The sequence below is a fragment of the Tolypothrix sp. FACHB-123 genome (assembly GCF_014697075.1).
Classification (GTDB): domain Bacteria; phylum Cyanobacteriota; class Cyanobacteriia; order Cyanobacteriales; family Nostocaceae; genus Aulosira.
Genome location: NZ_JACJRE010000104.1, coordinates 1 through 15,964 on the forward strand (window position 1 = coordinate 1; position 15,964 = coordinate 15,964).

Sequence of the window (15,964 nt, forward strand, 5' to 3'; positions counted from 1 at the left end):
GAGAAAAAGGCAACTATAGTACAAAACGTATTAAATTTAACTCTAATGACTCTGGTTAAATTTCCGTTACATACTTATAAATTTTCCTGCCCACCTACTTATCTAATACTCGCACTGACCAAGTAGATGCACAATCTGCCATATTTGCGCTTTGGGTCGATTCGCTCCAACTGCTGACCCAATTGAGTTTCCAATCTTGTAATACCTCTATTAGTTGATTTAATTCAACATAATTAACTTCACTGTTTTGCTGTATCAAAGACAAATACAACAAGCTCTCTTCTAACAATACTGGAACTATTTCGCCCTTTGCACTATTTTTTACCCAAGATTTGAGCCTTGCTAAACAGGCTGCCAATTCCCCTAATTGCTGTGGCTGGGTTAGATGTAAAAAACTAGTTTCAATTGCACTCCAGTTAGGCATTACAATCCTCCTAGCAATTGCTTGGTAATTTGGCTGACTTGTTAAAGAATCTGTGGTGACTGTACGATCATAAAACAATGTTGAATATAAGGATTAGGAAGTAGACAATAACAGTTCAAGGGTACAGTCTGTAGCTTCAAAAATTCTCTACACCATATACTCCTTCCACTAGAATCTCACAGGTCTAAACTTAATGAACTTGTCATCTGGTGATAATTCCCACTTTTTCCTTGATACTAATAGTTGCACTTGACTCTTGTTTTTGTCAACTAAAGATTGCATAATATGGCTAGCCAAGAACAGATGGAAGAGGTTGTAATGTTACCACTAACTGAAGTGGGATCTATTAGATGGACAAAGGAGCGCGGGCAGAAAATGCGCTCACTGCGTGGTGATATGCCATTAGTAACTTTATCTAAAAAGCTTGCTGAATATGATGTAGATATGTCTCGGCAATATTTGAACCGGATGGAAACATTCACAGAGGTCAAAAGTGCTTCCCCAGAACTTGTTACTGGCTTATGTAAAGTATTTGGCTGTACCTTGGCTGAATTACTGTGTTTAACAGAAACCAAAATTGTGCAATTAGGGGTTGACAAGTGCAACTAAAAGTTGCACTATATTGTTAAGGAGAGCAAGAAGAAGTCAGGAGTCAGAATACAGGAGTCAGAAGTCAGGAGTCAGAATCAATCAGTTGGGGATTCAAACCTGCGACTGATTGAACGCAAGTGCGTCTTTATGAGGGAGAAGAGAAGGCTTTACGCTGCGCTAACGGCAGTTCCTTTAAGCGGAGGAACCCCGCCAACTGACTGCCGAACCAGTCGGACAGAATACAAGCAAGAGAATTCTGGCTCCTGACTCCTGAATTCTGTTTAGATACCCACAAAACCCAATGCCACCGGGACTAGCAGCCGGAAGCCAAACTTGTAATGCTCAAGCCGCCGGAGATGATTCCGATGACCTAACTAAGTCTAAAAAATTGGTTATTTATCGAATATACGTCCATAATTCCAAGATTTGTACAGCTTCGCTGATTCTGTTGTGAGAGCGTTTTGTCATTTGTACAGCGCTCTTTTGTGCTTCAAAAACAAAGGCGATCGCCTGCCTGAGAAACATTGCGATCGCCTTTTATCCAAATTTACTGGAGATTTTCATTATGACCCATACAACGCATACACAGCAAGCAATTTTCGCTTCTTTTGCTGTTGATGAGCAAACTCTAGCTCAAGCAGAACTAGAGCAGAACATCACACAACAGGGTGAAGCTTTAGCACCCGAAGAATTCACCATTGTCGAAATCACCTGCTACGACTATGAAATTTACGTTGGCGATAAACTGATAGCTAGCATCACCTACGATCATGACGACTTCGTGACCCAACGCTGGGTAGTGATCGTGAACTCAGTTGAAGAACATCGTGCAAACAGCTGGGCCAAGTGCCACAACCACATTGCTTGGCACTACAGACAAGGCACACTGCCAGTACAAAAGCAAAAAATACCAGCTACTACCACTGGTAACGAAGTGATGGTACAAATTGCCTTGGAATGTGAGAAGTTTGGCTTTGAACTACTTGATGATGGCATTTACAACAACGACAAAAAGCTAGGCTCGGCAGGATGTACTGACGGTCGCTGGTGGGTGAAAAGAGCGTCATCAGAACATCAGCAGCAAGTGAAGAGTGATTCTGCATTCGATGCCGTGTGGTCATTGTCGATGGTCGAAGTATTGCCTAGTCTCGAAACCAGTTCTTGCGAGGAATTGTTGGATAAACCATTTGATCAACTGACGGCTGACGAGTGGCGAAGGCTGATGGAGTATCAAGTAGTTTCAGGTAGCACAGAATTAGCAGCGGCGTAAAATTAAAGGTGGGGACTATCAGTTCCCACCGATACCTTTGACAAACTTTCAACGTAGGTTTAGAGGATATTCTCATGCTACTGTGTAGTGGAAACTGTCAATTAATATAGTTTCAGCAATTAAAGAAAACAGTCTCATGTTCCAACCTTTAGCAGAACCAATTAGCTTTGAAGAGTTCATTGAATGGAAGCCAGAAAACGGTAGATATGAATTGCATAAAGGAGTAATTGTTGAAATGCAGCCGACAGGAGAACATGAGTTAGTCAGAGCATTTTTAATTAGAGAACTCAATTATGAAATTCGTCGTTTTAATCTTGCTTATTCGATTCCAACTCAAGCATTAGTCAAATCAGTTGATAAAAAATCTGGTTATATTCCCGATGTACTGGTATTGAATCTACCTAACTTGGTTAATGAACCACTTTGGAAAAAATCGTCAACAGTTACTCAAGCAGCATCAATTCCATTAGCAGTAGAAGTTGTCAGCACTAATTGGCGGGATGATTATTTTCTGAAATTTGGTGAGTACGAAGAAATAGGCATACCTGAATATTGGATTGTTGACTATGCTGCTTTTGGTGGTAGGCGCTTTATTGGCAATCCCAAACAGCCGACAATATCAATTTATGTTTTAGTTGATGGTGAATACCAAGTTACTCAATTTCGGGGTAGCGACAAACTTCAATCACCAACTTTTCCTGAACTAAGTTTAACTGCTTTCCAAGTGTTTCAGGCTGCTTTAGTAGAGCAGTAATCAAAACTCAAGCTAGCCACCCTTTGCCTCAATCCCTGGTGTAAGCACATCAAGCACTGAATCCAGGGTTACTGTACGGTTTCTTCTTTGTGCTGTGTTCTAAATCTCTAAGCTGGTTTCTTCAGCTTTTCACGGTATGCCTGTTGAATAGCAAAAAACTCGTGAACTTCAGCAGATGTCAGTCGCTTCACTCTCGTGTACGCTCGAATCGGCTGCAACATTCCGTGCAAGCTGCAATGCGAATCGCTGGCTTTTCTGTAAACGTAACCAGTACTCATGCCAGGAATGCGGAAATAATCGCCAGTGCTTAGTTCTTGAAAAGTCATAAATTTGACTTCAGTTACACATCTTACATATATTACAACAGTTTTCAGCTTGGGGGAATACTTTTTACAAAATGCTGAAGTGACCGTTTTGAAATAAGCATTTCAAGAAGAAAAAATTTCCTACAAATAAAAAGTTTGTAGGGTTCCTATTTATTACGAAAGTTATAATTCAAAAATTCTCAGCGAAGAATTAATTTAAAGCAAGACGAATAAGACACGTACTCACACTAAAAATCTCTGCAATAAACGTGAGAGAAACTTTAAGAGGTTGAAAAACTAATGGATATCAAGACTATTGCTGTCACCTATCACAGAAAATTTAACTTAGGTGACTATGAATCGTTGGAATTGGGTTGCTCATTATGGGCACAAATCGACCCAGAAGAAGATGCAGACGGCGTAACACAATTTTTATATCAGCAAGCCAAAGCCTCTGTTAAAGAAGCTGCAAGACCTGTAATTCAAGAATCACTTCACCAGATGAATAAAGTCAGGATGCAGCGACAATCAACTAAAGCTCAAACTGAAACTGAACTGGATAATTTCTAATTATGCCTGAGATAAAGCTCGGATTAGGTAATCCGCCACAGCCAATTTATCTATATGTGAAGAAATTAGAGGTTGATGGTCGGATTTATGCTTGGTATAACTGCGAGATTGAACAAGACAAAAAGATTCCTGTCAGCCAAAGAGCATTAACAGGTTATGTATCAGAGCTAAGACTAACAGATAAGGATTTCAAAGGCAAGGACAATTTAAAATTAGATATTGTTGTCCAAGCTGATGAAATTTATATCGTCCGCAGTGGCATTGAAACCAACTTTGCCAAATCATTCTTATTAGCTGCATCCCTTGTTCAAGATTTTACTCAGCCTTTAATCATTGTTGCTACCCCTGGTGATGAAAATGCAGTTTTCTGCAATCTTTATAACGCTTTAACTAAAACCCGTATTCGTCGAGAATGGAATCCAAACGCTGATTGGACAACAATTATTCGTGATGTTCAATCAAAGTTAACTCCAACTCCAGATTCAGTCGATTATGCTCAATCTGCACAACCGCAATCAAATCCAAAGCAAACTGCTGTAGCATCTGCAATACATTCCCAAGATTTGCGAGTCAAACAAATTCGGATTTTACTTAATTATCCACTTGATTTAATCAAGGAATGGTTACATTTTCAAGATGTTAGTAGTCCCAGCGAGCTTCATCACAGTAAAGTTGATGAGCTTGTAAAAACCATGTGCATTGCTTGGGCAGACAATAAGTTTGACCATCCCAATCATGCTGCCAATTCCTATCAAAAGTACGTTGTGAATGCTGTAGTTGATGGTGTGGATGAAATACAAGCGATTAAGGGATGGATGCAGCAAGTTCAAGAATCAGTTGTTGTATAATTTCAGCGAAAATCTGAAAAAACTAGAAAAAATAAATTCCCACACACTAGAGGCTTGTAAAGCAGGCATGGCAATAGTTATAGTTAATGAAACAGACCACAATTGAAGCTCTAAGCTCTGCTTTTGAACAACTACAAGATTTAATTGGACAGTTGTATACAGCAGCCCAAGTCGCATTAGATAATGATGACTTTTCAGACGCTAGTTTACTTCAAAGTAGAGCAGATAGACTTTATGAAGAAGCAGAACAGTTAGATGTGATAATTTCAGAAATGGGTGGCTAATGAAGACTATAGAACAGCTAAAGACTCGGATTAAAGAGCTTGGACATCTTGCGGCTGACTGTAGCCGGAAAGCTGTAGAACTTAAGCACTCAGATCAGCACCAAAGTAAAGATTTGATGCGGCAAGCTTACGAAGCTAGTAAACGCTGCCAAATTCTGATTCAAGAACTAAATCGACAGCAAAATTGACACAAAAATTTGGTAGCCATACATACAGAGAGTTTTGCTACAATGCGCTCTTTGCTGAAAGCAACTTACCACAATCTATCAATCATCGAGCGCTTTGTTAATCACAGAGCGCTTCTTTATATCAGATATAAATCATGAATGAACAAACTCTAGATAAAGCACTGTACTTAGACAGTAGAGCCAGAGAATCTGTATATGAGGAATTAGAGAGAGTCTTTAATTCACCAAAACAGAATTCAGGAGTCAGGAGCCAGAATTCAGAATGAATTGTGTGCGACTAGCGGATGGATAAAGAGGTTTAAGATCCCCACTAAATCGTTCGCGTAGCGTCTCTGAAAGAGAATATTTAGTGGTTTTCAATCTGTGGGGGATTCAGACCCGCCACTGATTGATTCTGACTCCTGAATTCTGACTTCTGAATTCTTCTTCACTAGTAGATTTTCAAGAGCATAACCCACGAGTTTATCAATTCTTATGTGAGCGCAAACGGGATTTGAGTTTGGCAGATGCAATACAGGCGCTTGCACAAACTTTGGAAGTTTTAAACCCAAATCAAGACAAATTTGGGTGATTTACTGCATTATCTGGGTAAGGCAATGGGTTGTCTTGAGCCATTTGTTGAGGTCAAGCTAGACAAACCGAAAAACTAGGCACTCAGTGATTCTGGCTTTGTATCAGCTATTTCCAAAACCCGATGCAACCAGTTTTGGGTCTTTTTCTGTGCGACCCGCTTTTGTTCAGCATCAGACCACATCTCGTCCCAATGGAATAACCAATTACTCATTAAACGCGCTAAATCAACTAACTCACAAGCCCTGTCAATGTCATCGGCTTTCACCATGTCAGGCACAGTCCACTCGATAAAGTAACGACTTTCTTTTACCAAATTTAGCATCAAATCCTTCGATGACTCCCCAGCCCATAAAGAATGAATTTGCGATAAGTGATTTGCCAAGTGATGCAAGCGAGTGGAAACATCATCTTGGATAAAAATTTGCTGTTGTGGTGTCATTTCAATCATAAGTTTCCCAAGAACTCAATAATGATTTGAGCAACTCTTTCTCTAATATTAGAGTCTAAAATTTCCATTGAGCGATTTTGGCGAGGACGCAGATTAACCATAGATTCGCATATAATCCTCCCAGTCACTGGCATGAAACTAGCAGCCCAAATATCCTGCTGTCTACTACCATCATCCAACAGCACTTGTTCACAATCAACGTGTAGCTCACCGCCGCCAACTAATACTCTACGCTCAATATCTACTGCTGTTTTAATATAGAACTTGTGTTCTATGAGCATTTGTTCAAGTTGTTCACTTGTAGCGCGATTGCGTAACAACAGAATCATTCTCTGGAACACCCCTGTATGTTATCAAAGCTCATAGTCAGAGCGCTCGCTTTCTTGTAGCCAGCTTAAAATAGTTAGCGCTAACTCCCAGGATTTGTTTCTATCCCAATGAGGCAGATGATTAAGGATGCGTCCAGTAATTAATTCTGGGCTTTCTAAATCTCCACTGCGAGCCGCAACCGCATCTTTAATCAATCTTCCCAGTGTAGCAGCTTGATTCCCCTGGTAATCAGGTTGTCTTTTAATTTCGTCAATTATCCAGTCGGGAACTGTGATAGTTTTATATCCTGGCTTTGGCATACATAGCAGAGAAATAGTTTTCTGATAGTACGGCAAATTACGTCATAGTTGCAAATTTTATACGGTATGGTACGGTAAAATAAGAAAATCATCCCACAAAGCTTCACCGAATTTTAGATTTTGGATTGTTGGCTTAGCCTCTGTGTCAGGAGAATATTCAAAGTTTAAAATCGCGCATTGGTCTATTAGCGCAGCATTGCCAAAGGCTAGCAAGCAAATTTATTCGGGAATCAATCTAACATCCGGGCATCCAAAATCCAAAATTGATTCACAAATAGTAGGAGCAATTGTCTATGGTAACTATTAGTATTAATCCCATACATCCTAAAGATTTTAAAAAGATTCATAAGTTTTCGATTTACCAAATGAGCAAATTATCGGGTTATTCAGTTGAAACATTAAAAAACTGGTTAGCTGATGAAAATAGTTCCAGATTTGTGGAACCTAAGCCATATGTACTGAACCACTTCGGAGCTATCCATAAAATATTAGCTTTAGCTTAGTGTTGGAGAAACACAAAGATGTTACACAAACACTACCCGCAATATTGCGGTTTTTTTATGATTGATATCAGCACTTCCGGAAATGAATCGGAAGTTCATCGAAAGTCAATCGAAAGTTAAAGGAGAGAAAGTATTGCAACTGAAAGGTTCTTGCTCTGTTGAAGAAGTTCTCACAAGACAACAAGCAGCTCTGAGATTGAAACCACAAATTAGCGAAAGGCAGTTAAGAACATATCTAGATTTAGCTTCTTTATATCTCCCAAGTTTTGCTGAATTCAGAGATGAAGAAAATGGTGGATTAAATCGCCATGTCAAATTGACTAATTGGCATCTACCAGTTCTGCAACAAATTAGGACTTGCGTTTTACTGAAGGGTTTAATCAAAACCGCAGTCGAGTTAAAACAACACCCAGAAAAATTTACAGGAGTTTAGATAATGACTATCAAAGAATATGCAGAATCTATTGGTATAAAGCCGGGTAAGTTAGTTGACGAGTTCCGCAAAAATTTCCCAGGCCAAACTTGGACAATCAATTCCCAACTCCCCGAAGAATTTCTGGCGGCTCATTCAAAAGTCAAACAAGACCAAAAGCCGGACTCGCAACCATTCAATGGCATGGGAGAAGCCACAATTACAAAGGCTGACGAGGCAATTCAACAAGCGTCATACAAGCTAACGGCAGCAGATAAACAGACGATATCAGGAGCGATCGCGGTTCAAAACGAACAATCGAAAATCTTGGGTGCTTCTACTGGGGTAACAGGCGCATTGTTATTCATGGAATCCTTGATTGCAGCTAAAGGAACTGTGCTAGATGCTTTTGCCGAGCAATCTCTGGTTGAGGTGGACAATCAAATAGCGGAGATTGATCAGAGCTTAATTAACCTAGCCGAAGAAGCCTCAACAAGATTGGGGGAGTCCATCCAAAAAAAAGAACAACTCAAACAGCGACTGAACCTTTTGAGAGAACGAGTCAGCTCAATGGGGACACAGATTCGCTTCTAGAAGCTTATTCAACAGTAGCACTTGCTCTACAACTACATCAGGAGACTGTCGCTACTGTTGCTCAAATACAACTACTGCAAGAAATCTTAAAATCCCAAAGGAATTTGACGGTTATGGATATTCTCAGTACAAGTTTATTTGCTAGTTCAGTTTTAGGTGCTCTGGGTGGTAGTAGCTATCTCTTTGGATGTGCGATCGCTACTGGGGTACTTTCTGCTGGATTGCTCCCAGCGTTAGGAATAGTTGTTGGCGCAGGTTTTGCAATTTTGGGGCGTGTTTCAAAATGAGCCAAAAACTCGTGGAAGCATTGCAGAAATTAGCAATTAGCCCAGTCAAACCAATTCGCAATTATGAATTCGCAATTCGCAATTAATACTGTCTGTTTTTTTGTTCATAGTTGAAATTAAAAGCTTGTAAAAACAATGAATCAATTGAAACTTTTGTTCATAATTGCGAATTGCGAACTGCGAATTGCGAATTGTTCGTCTGCCATGACTTTGGGTTTAACTGCTGGCATATCGGTAAAATTGATCGGGGAAAAATCATGAGTATCAGTGCTAATAAATACCTTGGACAAGCAATACTGGGTTTTATAGGAATCACCTTAATTGCATCACCCCTATTCCTCAAACTCCCATCCCAATTTCAATCATTTAACGCTACCGCAAGGATTGAACAGAGCGAAGATGTAGAGCGCTCACGCATCGAGCAACGCCAGCTAACAGCTTTAAAGTTAGCTCAAACCCAAGTCATGCCCAACACTCAAAAACTGAAAATCCGGCAGTACATTGATAATCCAAAACGAGATCCGCGCCCAGAAACTACAGGTTGGTTAGAGTCGGAAGTGATTTATGTTTATGACTCTGCTGGTGCTTGCATTGGGCGGATTTCTGCTCGGCAATGGCAATGGAAATACTACTACAAAAATGCTTGTACTGATGCACCGGGCTAGTCGTGTGTCACACAAACTTCGCGTGGTGACGGGCTGGGGAGGCTGGGGAAGCTGGGGAGGCAAGAGAGTCATTGAACAATAACTCTTTTCTCCCCCAGCACCCTCAGCTACCCCAGCTCCCCCAGCTTGCCCTCGCCTAATAATTTCGGGTTAATGGAGAAATTAAGAACATGGATACTCAGAAAAATTCATCTTCTGAGCAAGCAACCGAAAAGCAGACTCAGAAAAGGAAGGGAGTTTCTGATTACATAGAAATCTTAGCTGGATGGATTGTTGATATTATCTCCATCCCCGTGTCTTTCGTATCCCATATCCTGGCACAGTTTGTTACCCCTGGTTCTGGCGGTACAAAAATCATTGGCGCACTGGGCTTTTTCATCGGCTCTTTACTCAGTACTGATGGCATTTGGCAGACAATGTTTGGTGGCATCCCTCTGCTGCCGTGGTTTGAGCAAAATTGGATTGGGTGGATTGGTTGGCTAACACTACCTTTCAACCCATTATTCTGGTTATCTTTTGGCATATCTGCATTAGTCCAAGTAATGCAAGCTCGAACGTTAAGAGGTAAACGTCCAGAAGAAGCGAAAACCGAGTTTGAATATTCCAAGCAGTTTACATTAGGTGGTAAACCTAGTGGCACCATTGACCTAACACAGGCATTGTGGCGGGATTACAAGGTTGCTGGGATGAAAGAACGACACACAGGCGGTGCAGTTGCTTTGTTCTTTTGGATTTTTGATTTGACAACCACTTTTGTTGGACGCAACCCTTTTGCTTTCACCAATCCCAGCACTATCCTTGCCTGCCTTGTCTACAACTTAAGCTCAATGATGGCTGGCGAAATTGGCTACACCATCTGGAAATTAACCAAGAGTTAACAACTGAGTGAAGAAGCTATGGATTTTATCAATTATCAGCCAGACCCTGCATCTCATCAAAACCAGACTCATCAAGAAAACCAAGTACCATCTTTAACTACGCTAGAAACTGCTCGACTCAGAGAAGATTATCCTTCTATTGAACACCTGGAAGCGGGAAATGTTGCGGCTTGGTTAGTTGAACGTACCGATCAGCTATTAGTCAGAGCCAAAGATGAGCGAGCCGGGATGAACCTCTCGAAACTCATCACTCTTGCTGGTGGGGCAATTGGAGCAGTTTGTTATGCTACCAGTCCTCTGGCACCCATCGGTGCGTTAATTGCCAGTGCTGGGTATGTTTGGGCGGTTGCAGCTGATATGAATGCTTCCCATCAGTTTGCCCCCATACCTTTTATTAGAGGTAACTTCTTTGAGTTTTTATCAGCAATGGGTGATAGTCAAGCCAGAGAAGAATGGTTCTCAAATCAAAACGAATTTGTTGACTTGATGCATCACTTGGAACCCTGCGAGCGTTATGAATTTGCCATGCTCAGGCAGCACACCCATACTTTAACTGAGTTTATTAATATTGTGGAACCGGGGAAACGCTTTTACGCTTACCGATATCTGCTTGATTGCTTTGTTAATTTTCGCGGTGTTTTCCCCACGTTTGACCAACTCAATCAGCATCTTGCCAAAGTGTCAGTTGATCCTAGAGTTAACTATCACCATGTTCAAGCTATTCAACAAATACGCCCACCACAATTAGAAGCACCTCAAATTAACTTACCGCCTCCGCCTATTGCTCACTTACCTTTAGCTGCACCGACAACTGATTTACCGCTTGGTATTCCTTGCTCACCAACTTCAGAAACTAACACATACATTGATGAATACAGTCCCCAAGCTCCGCAAACACTTGATGTAATTGAAAAGATGTCACAACGGATTTCTAACCATTTAATCATAGGTATTCCTGGGGCTGGCAAAGGTTTGCTTGTCAGTAATGCTTTGCGGCGAATTAAACAATTGCACCCGCAGACGACAATTTTTTACATCGACCCCAAAAACGACCCAAAGGAGACTGGTTATTTCTCTGGTTGTGTAGATGTCCTCAAACGGGCTTCTACTCCATCGATGACTCCTGTTGAAATTGTCAGTTGGTTTCAAAATTGTATTCGGGAATTTGATTCCCTCAGGGGTGACAAGTTACTGGCTTTTGATGAAGGGACGCAGATTGGCAGTCAGTTCAAGATTGCTAAACAACTCGATTGGCTCAAAGGCAAATTGACCAGTTATACTTCCTGCGGTGACTCTGCGGGGATTAGAGTTTGGATTTTAGCCCAGAATCCCCATACTGAGGATTTAGGCATTAGTGGCGGATTGCGATCGCAATTTACTCCCTTAGCGATTGTTTCTGCTGTGAATATTGCCGCTTACAGTGCGATGATTTCCACTGGTTTTATCCCCAGTTCTCAGAAAATCAGTGATGCCAAACTTCAGGAGTTCATTGATGCTTCACCTGTAAACCGAGCAGTTTATCATGGTGGATTAAATAATTGGTTTGCAATGCCCAAGCTAGAAAATCATTCTGGCTATGACCGTGATTCCAGAACTTATATTGAGGGTTTCCAACCACCCTCACCAGGAGAATTCATCAGTTCTGATATCGACACTATCAAGAGACTGGAGTCAAGTTTTAGACGAGGTGAAATTCCAGCTAGAAACAACAACTTTACTCTCTCAGAATTAGCCAGTTTCGTGTTAGAGATAATTCAATCGGCTAAAAGCTATCCCATTAGTCTGGAAGCTATTAGAAAGTCTCGAAGATGGGAAAATAATCCACCTAATAAGCATCTGCTATTGACAGCTATTGCTGAATTAATTTCTCTACAGAAAATAAATGGTAATGAAGAGTCAGGATATACTATTACTGATTAAATTATCGTATGGAACAGATTGAAATCAACCCTTAAACCCCTGTTTTCACCTGTTCCCGTGTTCCGACGGAACACGGGAACATCAGTATCTACAATGTTCCTAGCGTTCCCTAGTCTGTTCCACTGGAACAGCCAGGAACAAAGACCGAACAGCACTCTTATTAAAATCACAAGTGTTTTTTTGATTAATTGTCCCGTCAGAGGTATTGTAAATCATTATTAGCGAGCTAAAATTAATAAAAGTATTGCGATTTATATTTCGGGTTAAAATAAAATACAAGTCATCTACATAGAAAATATTTCTATGTTTTTAAATTGTTATGACTACAATTACTATTAACTTTAACAATGTGGTCAAAATGACCAATGAGCAATTTTACCAACTATGTCTTGACAATCCAGATATTAAATTTGAACGCAATGCCAAAGGAGAATTGATTGTCATGCCACCTACTGGCGGAGAAACCGGAAACTGCAATTCAGAAATCAATGCAGAATTTGTTATTTGGAACCGCCAAAAAAAGCTGGGTAAAGTATTTGATTCTTCCACTTGTTTTCAACTACCCAATGGCTCTGACCGCTCCCCTGATGTTTCTTGGATACAACTATCTCGATGGAACTCACTTACACCCGAACAGTGTGAAAAATTTCCTCCCATTGCTCCAGATTTTGTATTAGAGTTGATGTCCCCATCAGATAATTTAAAATCCACACAAGAGAAAATGCTCGAATATATGGATGCCGGAGTCAAATTAAGCTGGCTCATTGAGCGAAAAAATAAACTTGTGGAAATCTACCGTATTGGACAATCAAAAGAAGTACTTGTGGCACCTGCAACTTTATCAGGAGAAGATGTGTTACCAGGTTTTATTTTGAATTTAAATATTGTTTGGTGATATTTAACACTAGCCAATTCATACCTCTACGAAGAAGATAATTATTTTTGATTTGCGTGACGTACTCCACACACTCCCCTTCGGGTCAGATGTGGGGCTTCTTTTTGATTTGCCTAAAAACTTGAGATTAGCTAAACTCATGCAATAGATTCAGTAGTTCAATTTCCTTGACTGGTTTAGCTTCTGGGTCTTCAAGTTTGGTTTCACTTCTGATTGAGTTCCGGAAGCCAATCGGAACTAAAAGCGCAATTTTTGAATGAGGTGAGTTGCTCCCCACTGCAACAAGGATTGAGACATCTGGAAACATCTGTCAAAATTGGTTAATTCTGTAAGCTTTCGGTGTCATCCCTGTAAGTTGTCGAAACTGTTTGCTCAAATGACTATGACCTTTTTTGAATTCAAAATGCAAAATTCAAAATGAATAATAAAAATAATTTTGAATTAATTTTGGGTTTCAAGCCCCCGCTAAATGTCTTTAATTTTGAATTGGAGCGAAGCGACTTGACTGCTGAATCCACACATCACAGCAATTTCCATAATCGATTGATCGCTATGTTTATGCGCGATCGCAAATTGCCCAACTGGTAGCAGGATAGGAGACTTCTAAGTCAAAAAATATTCCATCTTTGTATAAGTCATAGTTCGTTTTAAGGAAAATGGCACTAAGAAAACGTGAAACCTAGTCAGGGCAAGGTTTAGAGGGTAGGGTGTCGGGTATAGGGAAAAAATCAAGAAAATTAAAAACAAGTGCGAACATGAATAAACTTCTTTGCTACGCAACGCGCTTTGCGAACGCCACTACACCCTACACCCAAAAGCCTTATGAATATTGGATTTGCTGATATCTTAGTGCCATTCCGCTTTAAGGATACGAGTATTGCAAAGCACTACAGCAAATCCGCAGAGTATTTTGAATTTTAAATTCCTCGGAGGGGTTGACATTGTGGACTAGTACATTTAACCTAGTAGTTAATTAACTGCGCGGTTAAATACTTCCAATCTAAATGTCCACCGATCAATTGAGCGTCACCTTTGCTGCCCTTGCCGATCCGACTCGGCGAGCAATCCTGGCTCATCTTGCTTTGGGCGAAGCATCGGTAACTGAGCTAGCCCAACCCTTTGAAATGAGCCTACCTGCCATTTCTAAACATCTCAAAGTGCTGGAGCGTGCGGGATTAATCGCACGGGGTCGAGAGGCTCAGTGGCGACCCTGCCGACTAGAGGCACAAGCGCTCAAGGATGCAGCAGATTGGATTGAGCAATATCGCCAATTCTGGGAACAGAATTTGGATCGTCTGGACGAGTTTTTACAACAATTGCAAGCAGAGGACAACAAACGCGATCGCGAATCATAAACTGCGTTCCCTTCTTCAGGAGAAACAAGATGTTGAAACAAAATGACTCCACATCCACTCAGTCCGAACGCGAGATTATCATTACCCGTATCTTCAATGCACCGCGAGAACTTGTATTTCAGGCATGGACAGACCCAAAACACATTGTCCAATGGTGGGGGCCAAAAGGCTTTACAACTCGTGTAACTGAATTAGATTTGCGTCCAGGCGGTCAATCGCGGTATGTCATGGTTGGCCCCGATGGTACAGAGTACCCTGTCAAAGGTATTTTCTTTGAAATCGTGCCTCCTGAACGGATTGTCAGCAGCGATGAATTTGATGAAGGCTTTGAAAAAGTAATCAACGCAGATTTGCCACAGGGAATCGTCATGACAGTGATGTTTGAAGATTTGGACGGCAAGACTAAACTAACTCTTCAAATTCGTCATGCAACCGAAAGCGATCGCCGCAAGCACGAAGAGATGGGTGTGGTTGCTGGATGGAATTCTAGTTTCGATTGTCTCGACGAATTCTTGGCCAAGCAAGTTAAAAAGCAGCAGAATGGTTTTACTGTTACATTGCCATCAGATACGGAAATCCTGATTACTCGCATCTTTAATGCTCCACGCAGACTCGTTTTTGAAGCATGGACTCAGCCCGAACATGTTAAGCGCTGGTTTGGGGGTTGTACCAGTACAACAATGACAGTGTGCGAAATCGACCTGCGCGTGGGTGGTGCTTGGCGCTATGTCTTGCAAGACTCCAAGAACAGCACTGAACACGCATTTTACGGAGAATATCGTGAGATTGTGCCACCAGAACGATTGGTAACTACCGAAATCTATAAACCTGTTCCCAATAGTGACCATCTCAATATCCTGACTCTGAATGAAGTTGGTGGCAAAACAACTCTCCATATACACATCCAACACCAGTCAAGAGAACAAAGAGATGGGCATCTCCAATCTGGTATGGAAGAGGGACTGAGCGAAACTCTCAACCGTCTCGAAGAACTCCTGAAATCCATAGGGTGACAATGCTACAAGGGATAGCATTTTGAACAGCTCTGTTACATGATTTTTCCTGCGATCGCTGTAGGCATAAAACCACCATATAGCTAAGGAAGTACAAAAGAATGTGACAGATGGGTAAGGGCACAAGCATTGCTGTGCCTTTACCCATAATTTATGTGTCGCGGACAGCACCGAATTTTTATGGAATCTGTAGTTCGGTTGTGATTGCCAGACTAAATTGATTCCGGGAAACGAAATGCGCGATCGCTTTCTACAGTTAAGTTGTGTTCAGGTAACGAAGTTAATTACTCGACCGGGAACGTAAACCACACGCCCAAACTCCTGATTTTTGAGATACCATTGAACTGCTTTTGTTTGTCTGGCGATCGCTATTGCTTCCATCTGTGAAGCTTGTGGTGAAACGGTAATTGTAGTACGAGTACGTCCATTGATTTGGACTGCAACTGTCACCTGCTCAGTAATCAAAAATTCTGGCTCGAACTGGGGAAAAGTCTGCTGATGAATCGAGCCTGATTCACCCAATTGCTGCCAGAGTTCTTCAGTCACATGGGGTGCAAA

At 41.1% G+C, this 15,964-nt stretch carries 25 protein-coding genes; 17 read left to right on the top strand and 8 right to left on the bottom strand.

Annotation, left to right across the window (positions count from 1 at the left end; genetic code table 11):
- Window positions 1-94: 94 nt before the first annotated feature.
- Window positions 95-424, bottom strand: coding sequence for a hypothetical protein (locus H6G41_RS32865; RefSeq protein ID WP_190752448.1), 330 nt, complete (start codon window positions 422-424; stop codon window positions 95-97).
- 285 nt (window positions 425-709) lie between these two features.
- On the opposite strand from H6G41_RS32865, the gene H6G41_RS32870 reads away from it, so the two are divergent.
- On the top strand, window positions 710-1,033 hold the full coding sequence (locus H6G41_RS32870) for an XRE family transcriptional regulator (RefSeq protein ID WP_242038136.1): 324 nt from the start codon (window positions 710-712) through the stop codon (window positions 1,031-1,033).
- Between the two features lie 378 nt (window positions 1,034-1,411).
- Here H6G41_RS32870 and H6G41_RS35950 read toward each other — a convergent pair whose 3' ends face one another.
- Window positions 1,412-1,540: a hypothetical protein gene (locus H6G41_RS35950; protein ID WP_277878222.1), complete on the bottom strand. Its 129-nt coding sequence runs from the start codon at window positions 1,538-1,540 to the stop codon at window positions 1,412-1,414.
- A 40-nt stretch (window positions 1,541-1,580) separates the two neighbouring features.
- Here H6G41_RS35950 and H6G41_RS32875 point away from each other — a divergent pair, with 40 nt between their 5' ends.
- Window positions 1,581-2,285, top strand: a complete 705-nt coding sequence (locus tag H6G41_RS32875) for a hypothetical protein (RefSeq protein ID WP_242038137.1) — start codon at window positions 1,581-1,583, stop codon at window positions 2,283-2,285.
- Between the two features lie 136 nt (window positions 2,286-2,421).
- Window positions 2,422-3,039, top strand: coding sequence for a Uma2 family endonuclease (locus H6G41_RS32880; protein ID WP_190661677.1), 618 nt, complete (start codon window positions 2,422-2,424; stop codon window positions 3,037-3,039).
- A gap of 107 nt (window positions 3,040-3,146) precedes the next feature.
- Here the strand turns inward: H6G41_RS32880 and H6G41_RS32885 are convergent, their stop codons facing one another.
- A complete protein-coding gene (locus tag H6G41_RS32885) occupies window positions 3,147-3,365 on the bottom strand; it encodes a hypothetical protein (protein WP_190752450.1) in 219 nt (72 codons plus the stop codon).
- A gap of 279 nt (window positions 3,366-3,644) precedes the next feature.
- Here H6G41_RS32885 and H6G41_RS32890 point away from each other — a divergent pair, with 279 nt between their 5' ends.
- The 4 genes from H6G41_RS32890 (at window position 3,645) to H6G41_RS32905 (ending at window position 5,234) form a co-directional block, all read left to right on the top strand.
- A complete protein-coding gene (locus H6G41_RS32890) occupies window positions 3,645-3,914 on the top strand; it encodes a hypothetical protein (protein WP_190752452.1) in 270 nt (89 codons plus the stop codon).
- Between the two features lie 2 nt (window positions 3,915-3,916).
- The gene (locus H6G41_RS32895; RefSeq protein WP_199316455.1) at window positions 3,917-4,762 is read left to right on the top strand and encodes a hypothetical protein; all 846 of its coding nucleotides are present in this window, start codon (window positions 3,917-3,919) and stop codon (window positions 4,760-4,762) included.
- Between the two features lie 86 nt (window positions 4,763-4,848).
- Complete coding sequence (locus tag H6G41_RS32900) at window positions 4,849-5,046, top strand: hypothetical protein (protein WP_190752454.1); 198 nt, start codon at window positions 4,849-4,851, stop codon at window positions 5,044-5,046.
- Window positions 5,046-5,234 carry a hypothetical protein gene (locus H6G41_RS32905; protein ID WP_190752456.1) on the top strand — a complete coding sequence of 63 codons (189 nt, stop codon included), beginning with the start codon at window positions 5,046-5,048 and terminating at the stop codon, window positions 5,232-5,234. The genes H6G41_RS32900 and H6G41_RS32905 overlap by 1 nt, the downstream gene beginning before the upstream one ends.
- 646 nt (window positions 5,235-5,880) lie before the next feature.
- Here H6G41_RS32905 and H6G41_RS32910 read toward each other — a convergent pair.
- The 3 genes from H6G41_RS32910 to H6G41_RS32920 are packed head-to-tail and all read right to left on the bottom strand — an operon-like array spanning window position 5,881 to window position 6,884.
- Entirely contained in the window at window positions 5,881-6,255 is a 375-nt protein-coding gene (locus tag H6G41_RS32910) for a hypothetical protein (RefSeq protein ID WP_190752458.1), read from the bottom strand.
- Complete coding sequence (locus H6G41_RS32915; RefSeq protein WP_096648462.1) at window positions 6,252-6,584, bottom strand: DUF5674 family protein; 333 nt, start codon at window positions 6,582-6,584, stop codon at window positions 6,252-6,254. Before H6G41_RS32915 ends, H6G41_RS32910 begins: the two co-directional genes overlap by 4 nt.
- Before the next feature lie 24 nt (window positions 6,585-6,608).
- Entirely contained in the window at window positions 6,609-6,884 is a 276-nt protein-coding gene (locus H6G41_RS32920) for a hypothetical protein (RefSeq protein ID WP_190551757.1), read from the bottom strand.
- Between the two features lie 293 nt (window positions 6,885-7,177).
- Here H6G41_RS32920 and H6G41_RS32925 point away from each other — a divergent pair, with 293 nt between their 5' ends.
- The 8 genes from H6G41_RS32925 to H6G41_RS32960 all read left to right on the top strand — a co-directional run bounded on the left by H6G41_RS32925 (window position 7,178) and on the right by H6G41_RS32960 (window position 13,038).
- Entirely contained in the window at window positions 7,178-7,387 is a 210-nt protein-coding gene (locus H6G41_RS32925) for a hypothetical protein (RefSeq protein ID WP_045873469.1), read from the top strand.
- Window positions 7,388-7,469: 82 nt separating this feature from the next.
- The gene (locus tag H6G41_RS32930) at window positions 7,470-7,820 is read left to right on the top strand and encodes a hypothetical protein (RefSeq protein WP_190752460.1); all 351 of its coding nucleotides are present in this window, start codon (window positions 7,470-7,472) and stop codon (window positions 7,818-7,820) included.
- 3 nt (window positions 7,821-7,823) lie between these two features.
- Entirely contained in the window at window positions 7,824-8,393 is a 570-nt protein-coding gene (locus H6G41_RS32935) for a hypothetical protein (protein WP_190752462.1), read from the top strand.
- 113 nt (window positions 8,394-8,506) lie between these two features.
- Window positions 8,507-8,680: a hypothetical protein gene (locus tag H6G41_RS32940; RefSeq protein ID WP_190752464.1), complete on the top strand. Its 174-nt coding sequence runs from the start codon at window positions 8,507-8,509 to the stop codon at window positions 8,678-8,680.
- Window positions 8,681-8,937: 257 nt separating this feature from the next.
- Window positions 8,938-9,345 (top strand): hypothetical protein, encoded by a 408-nt coding sequence (locus tag H6G41_RS32945; protein ID WP_190752466.1) that lies wholly within the window; start codon window positions 8,938-8,940, stop codon window positions 9,343-9,345.
- 170 nt (window positions 9,346-9,515) lie between these two features.
- On the top strand, window positions 9,516-10,223 hold the full coding sequence (locus H6G41_RS32950) for a hypothetical protein (protein ID WP_190752468.1): 708 nt from the start codon (window positions 9,516-9,518) through the stop codon (window positions 10,221-10,223).
- An 18-nt stretch (window positions 10,224-10,241) separates the two neighbouring features.
- The gene (locus H6G41_RS32955; protein ID WP_190752470.1) at window positions 10,242-12,143 is read left to right on the top strand and encodes a hypothetical protein; all 1,902 of its coding nucleotides are present in this window, start codon (window positions 10,242-10,244) and stop codon (window positions 12,141-12,143) included.
- Window positions 12,144-12,462: 319 nt separating this feature from the next.
- Window positions 12,463-13,038: a Uma2 family endonuclease gene (locus H6G41_RS32960; protein WP_190752472.1), complete on the top strand. Its 576-nt coding sequence runs from the start codon at window positions 12,463-12,465 to the stop codon at window positions 13,036-13,038.
- Between the two features lie 310 nt (window positions 13,039-13,348).
- Here H6G41_RS32960 and H6G41_RS36525 read toward each other — a convergent pair whose 3' ends face one another.
- Window positions 13,349-13,447 carry an AraC family transcriptional regulator gene (locus tag H6G41_RS36525; protein WP_199316457.1) on the bottom strand — a complete coding sequence of 33 codons (99 nt, stop codon included), beginning with the start codon at window positions 13,445-13,447 and terminating at the stop codon, window positions 13,349-13,351.
- Between the two features lie 595 nt (window positions 13,448-14,042).
- Between H6G41_RS36525 and H6G41_RS32970 the strand changes: the two genes are divergently transcribed.
- Both H6G41_RS32970 and H6G41_RS32975 read left to right on the top strand, forming a co-directional pair.
- Window positions 14,043-14,393, top strand: coding sequence for a helix-turn-helix transcriptional regulator (locus tag H6G41_RS32970; RefSeq protein WP_190752474.1), 351 nt, complete (start codon window positions 14,043-14,045; stop codon window positions 14,391-14,393).
- Between the two features lie 29 nt (window positions 14,394-14,422).
- Window positions 14,423-15,406: an SRPBCC family protein gene (locus H6G41_RS32975; protein WP_190752476.1), complete on the top strand. Its 984-nt coding sequence runs from the start codon at window positions 14,423-14,425 to the stop codon at window positions 15,404-15,406.
- Window positions 15,407-15,673: 267 nt separating this feature from the next.
- Here the strand turns inward: H6G41_RS32975 and H6G41_RS32980 are convergent.
- Window positions 15,674-15,964, bottom strand: a 291-nt coding sequence (locus H6G41_RS32980; RefSeq protein WP_190752478.1) for a class I tRNA ligase family protein, incomplete at its 5' end; no start/stop codon positions are given.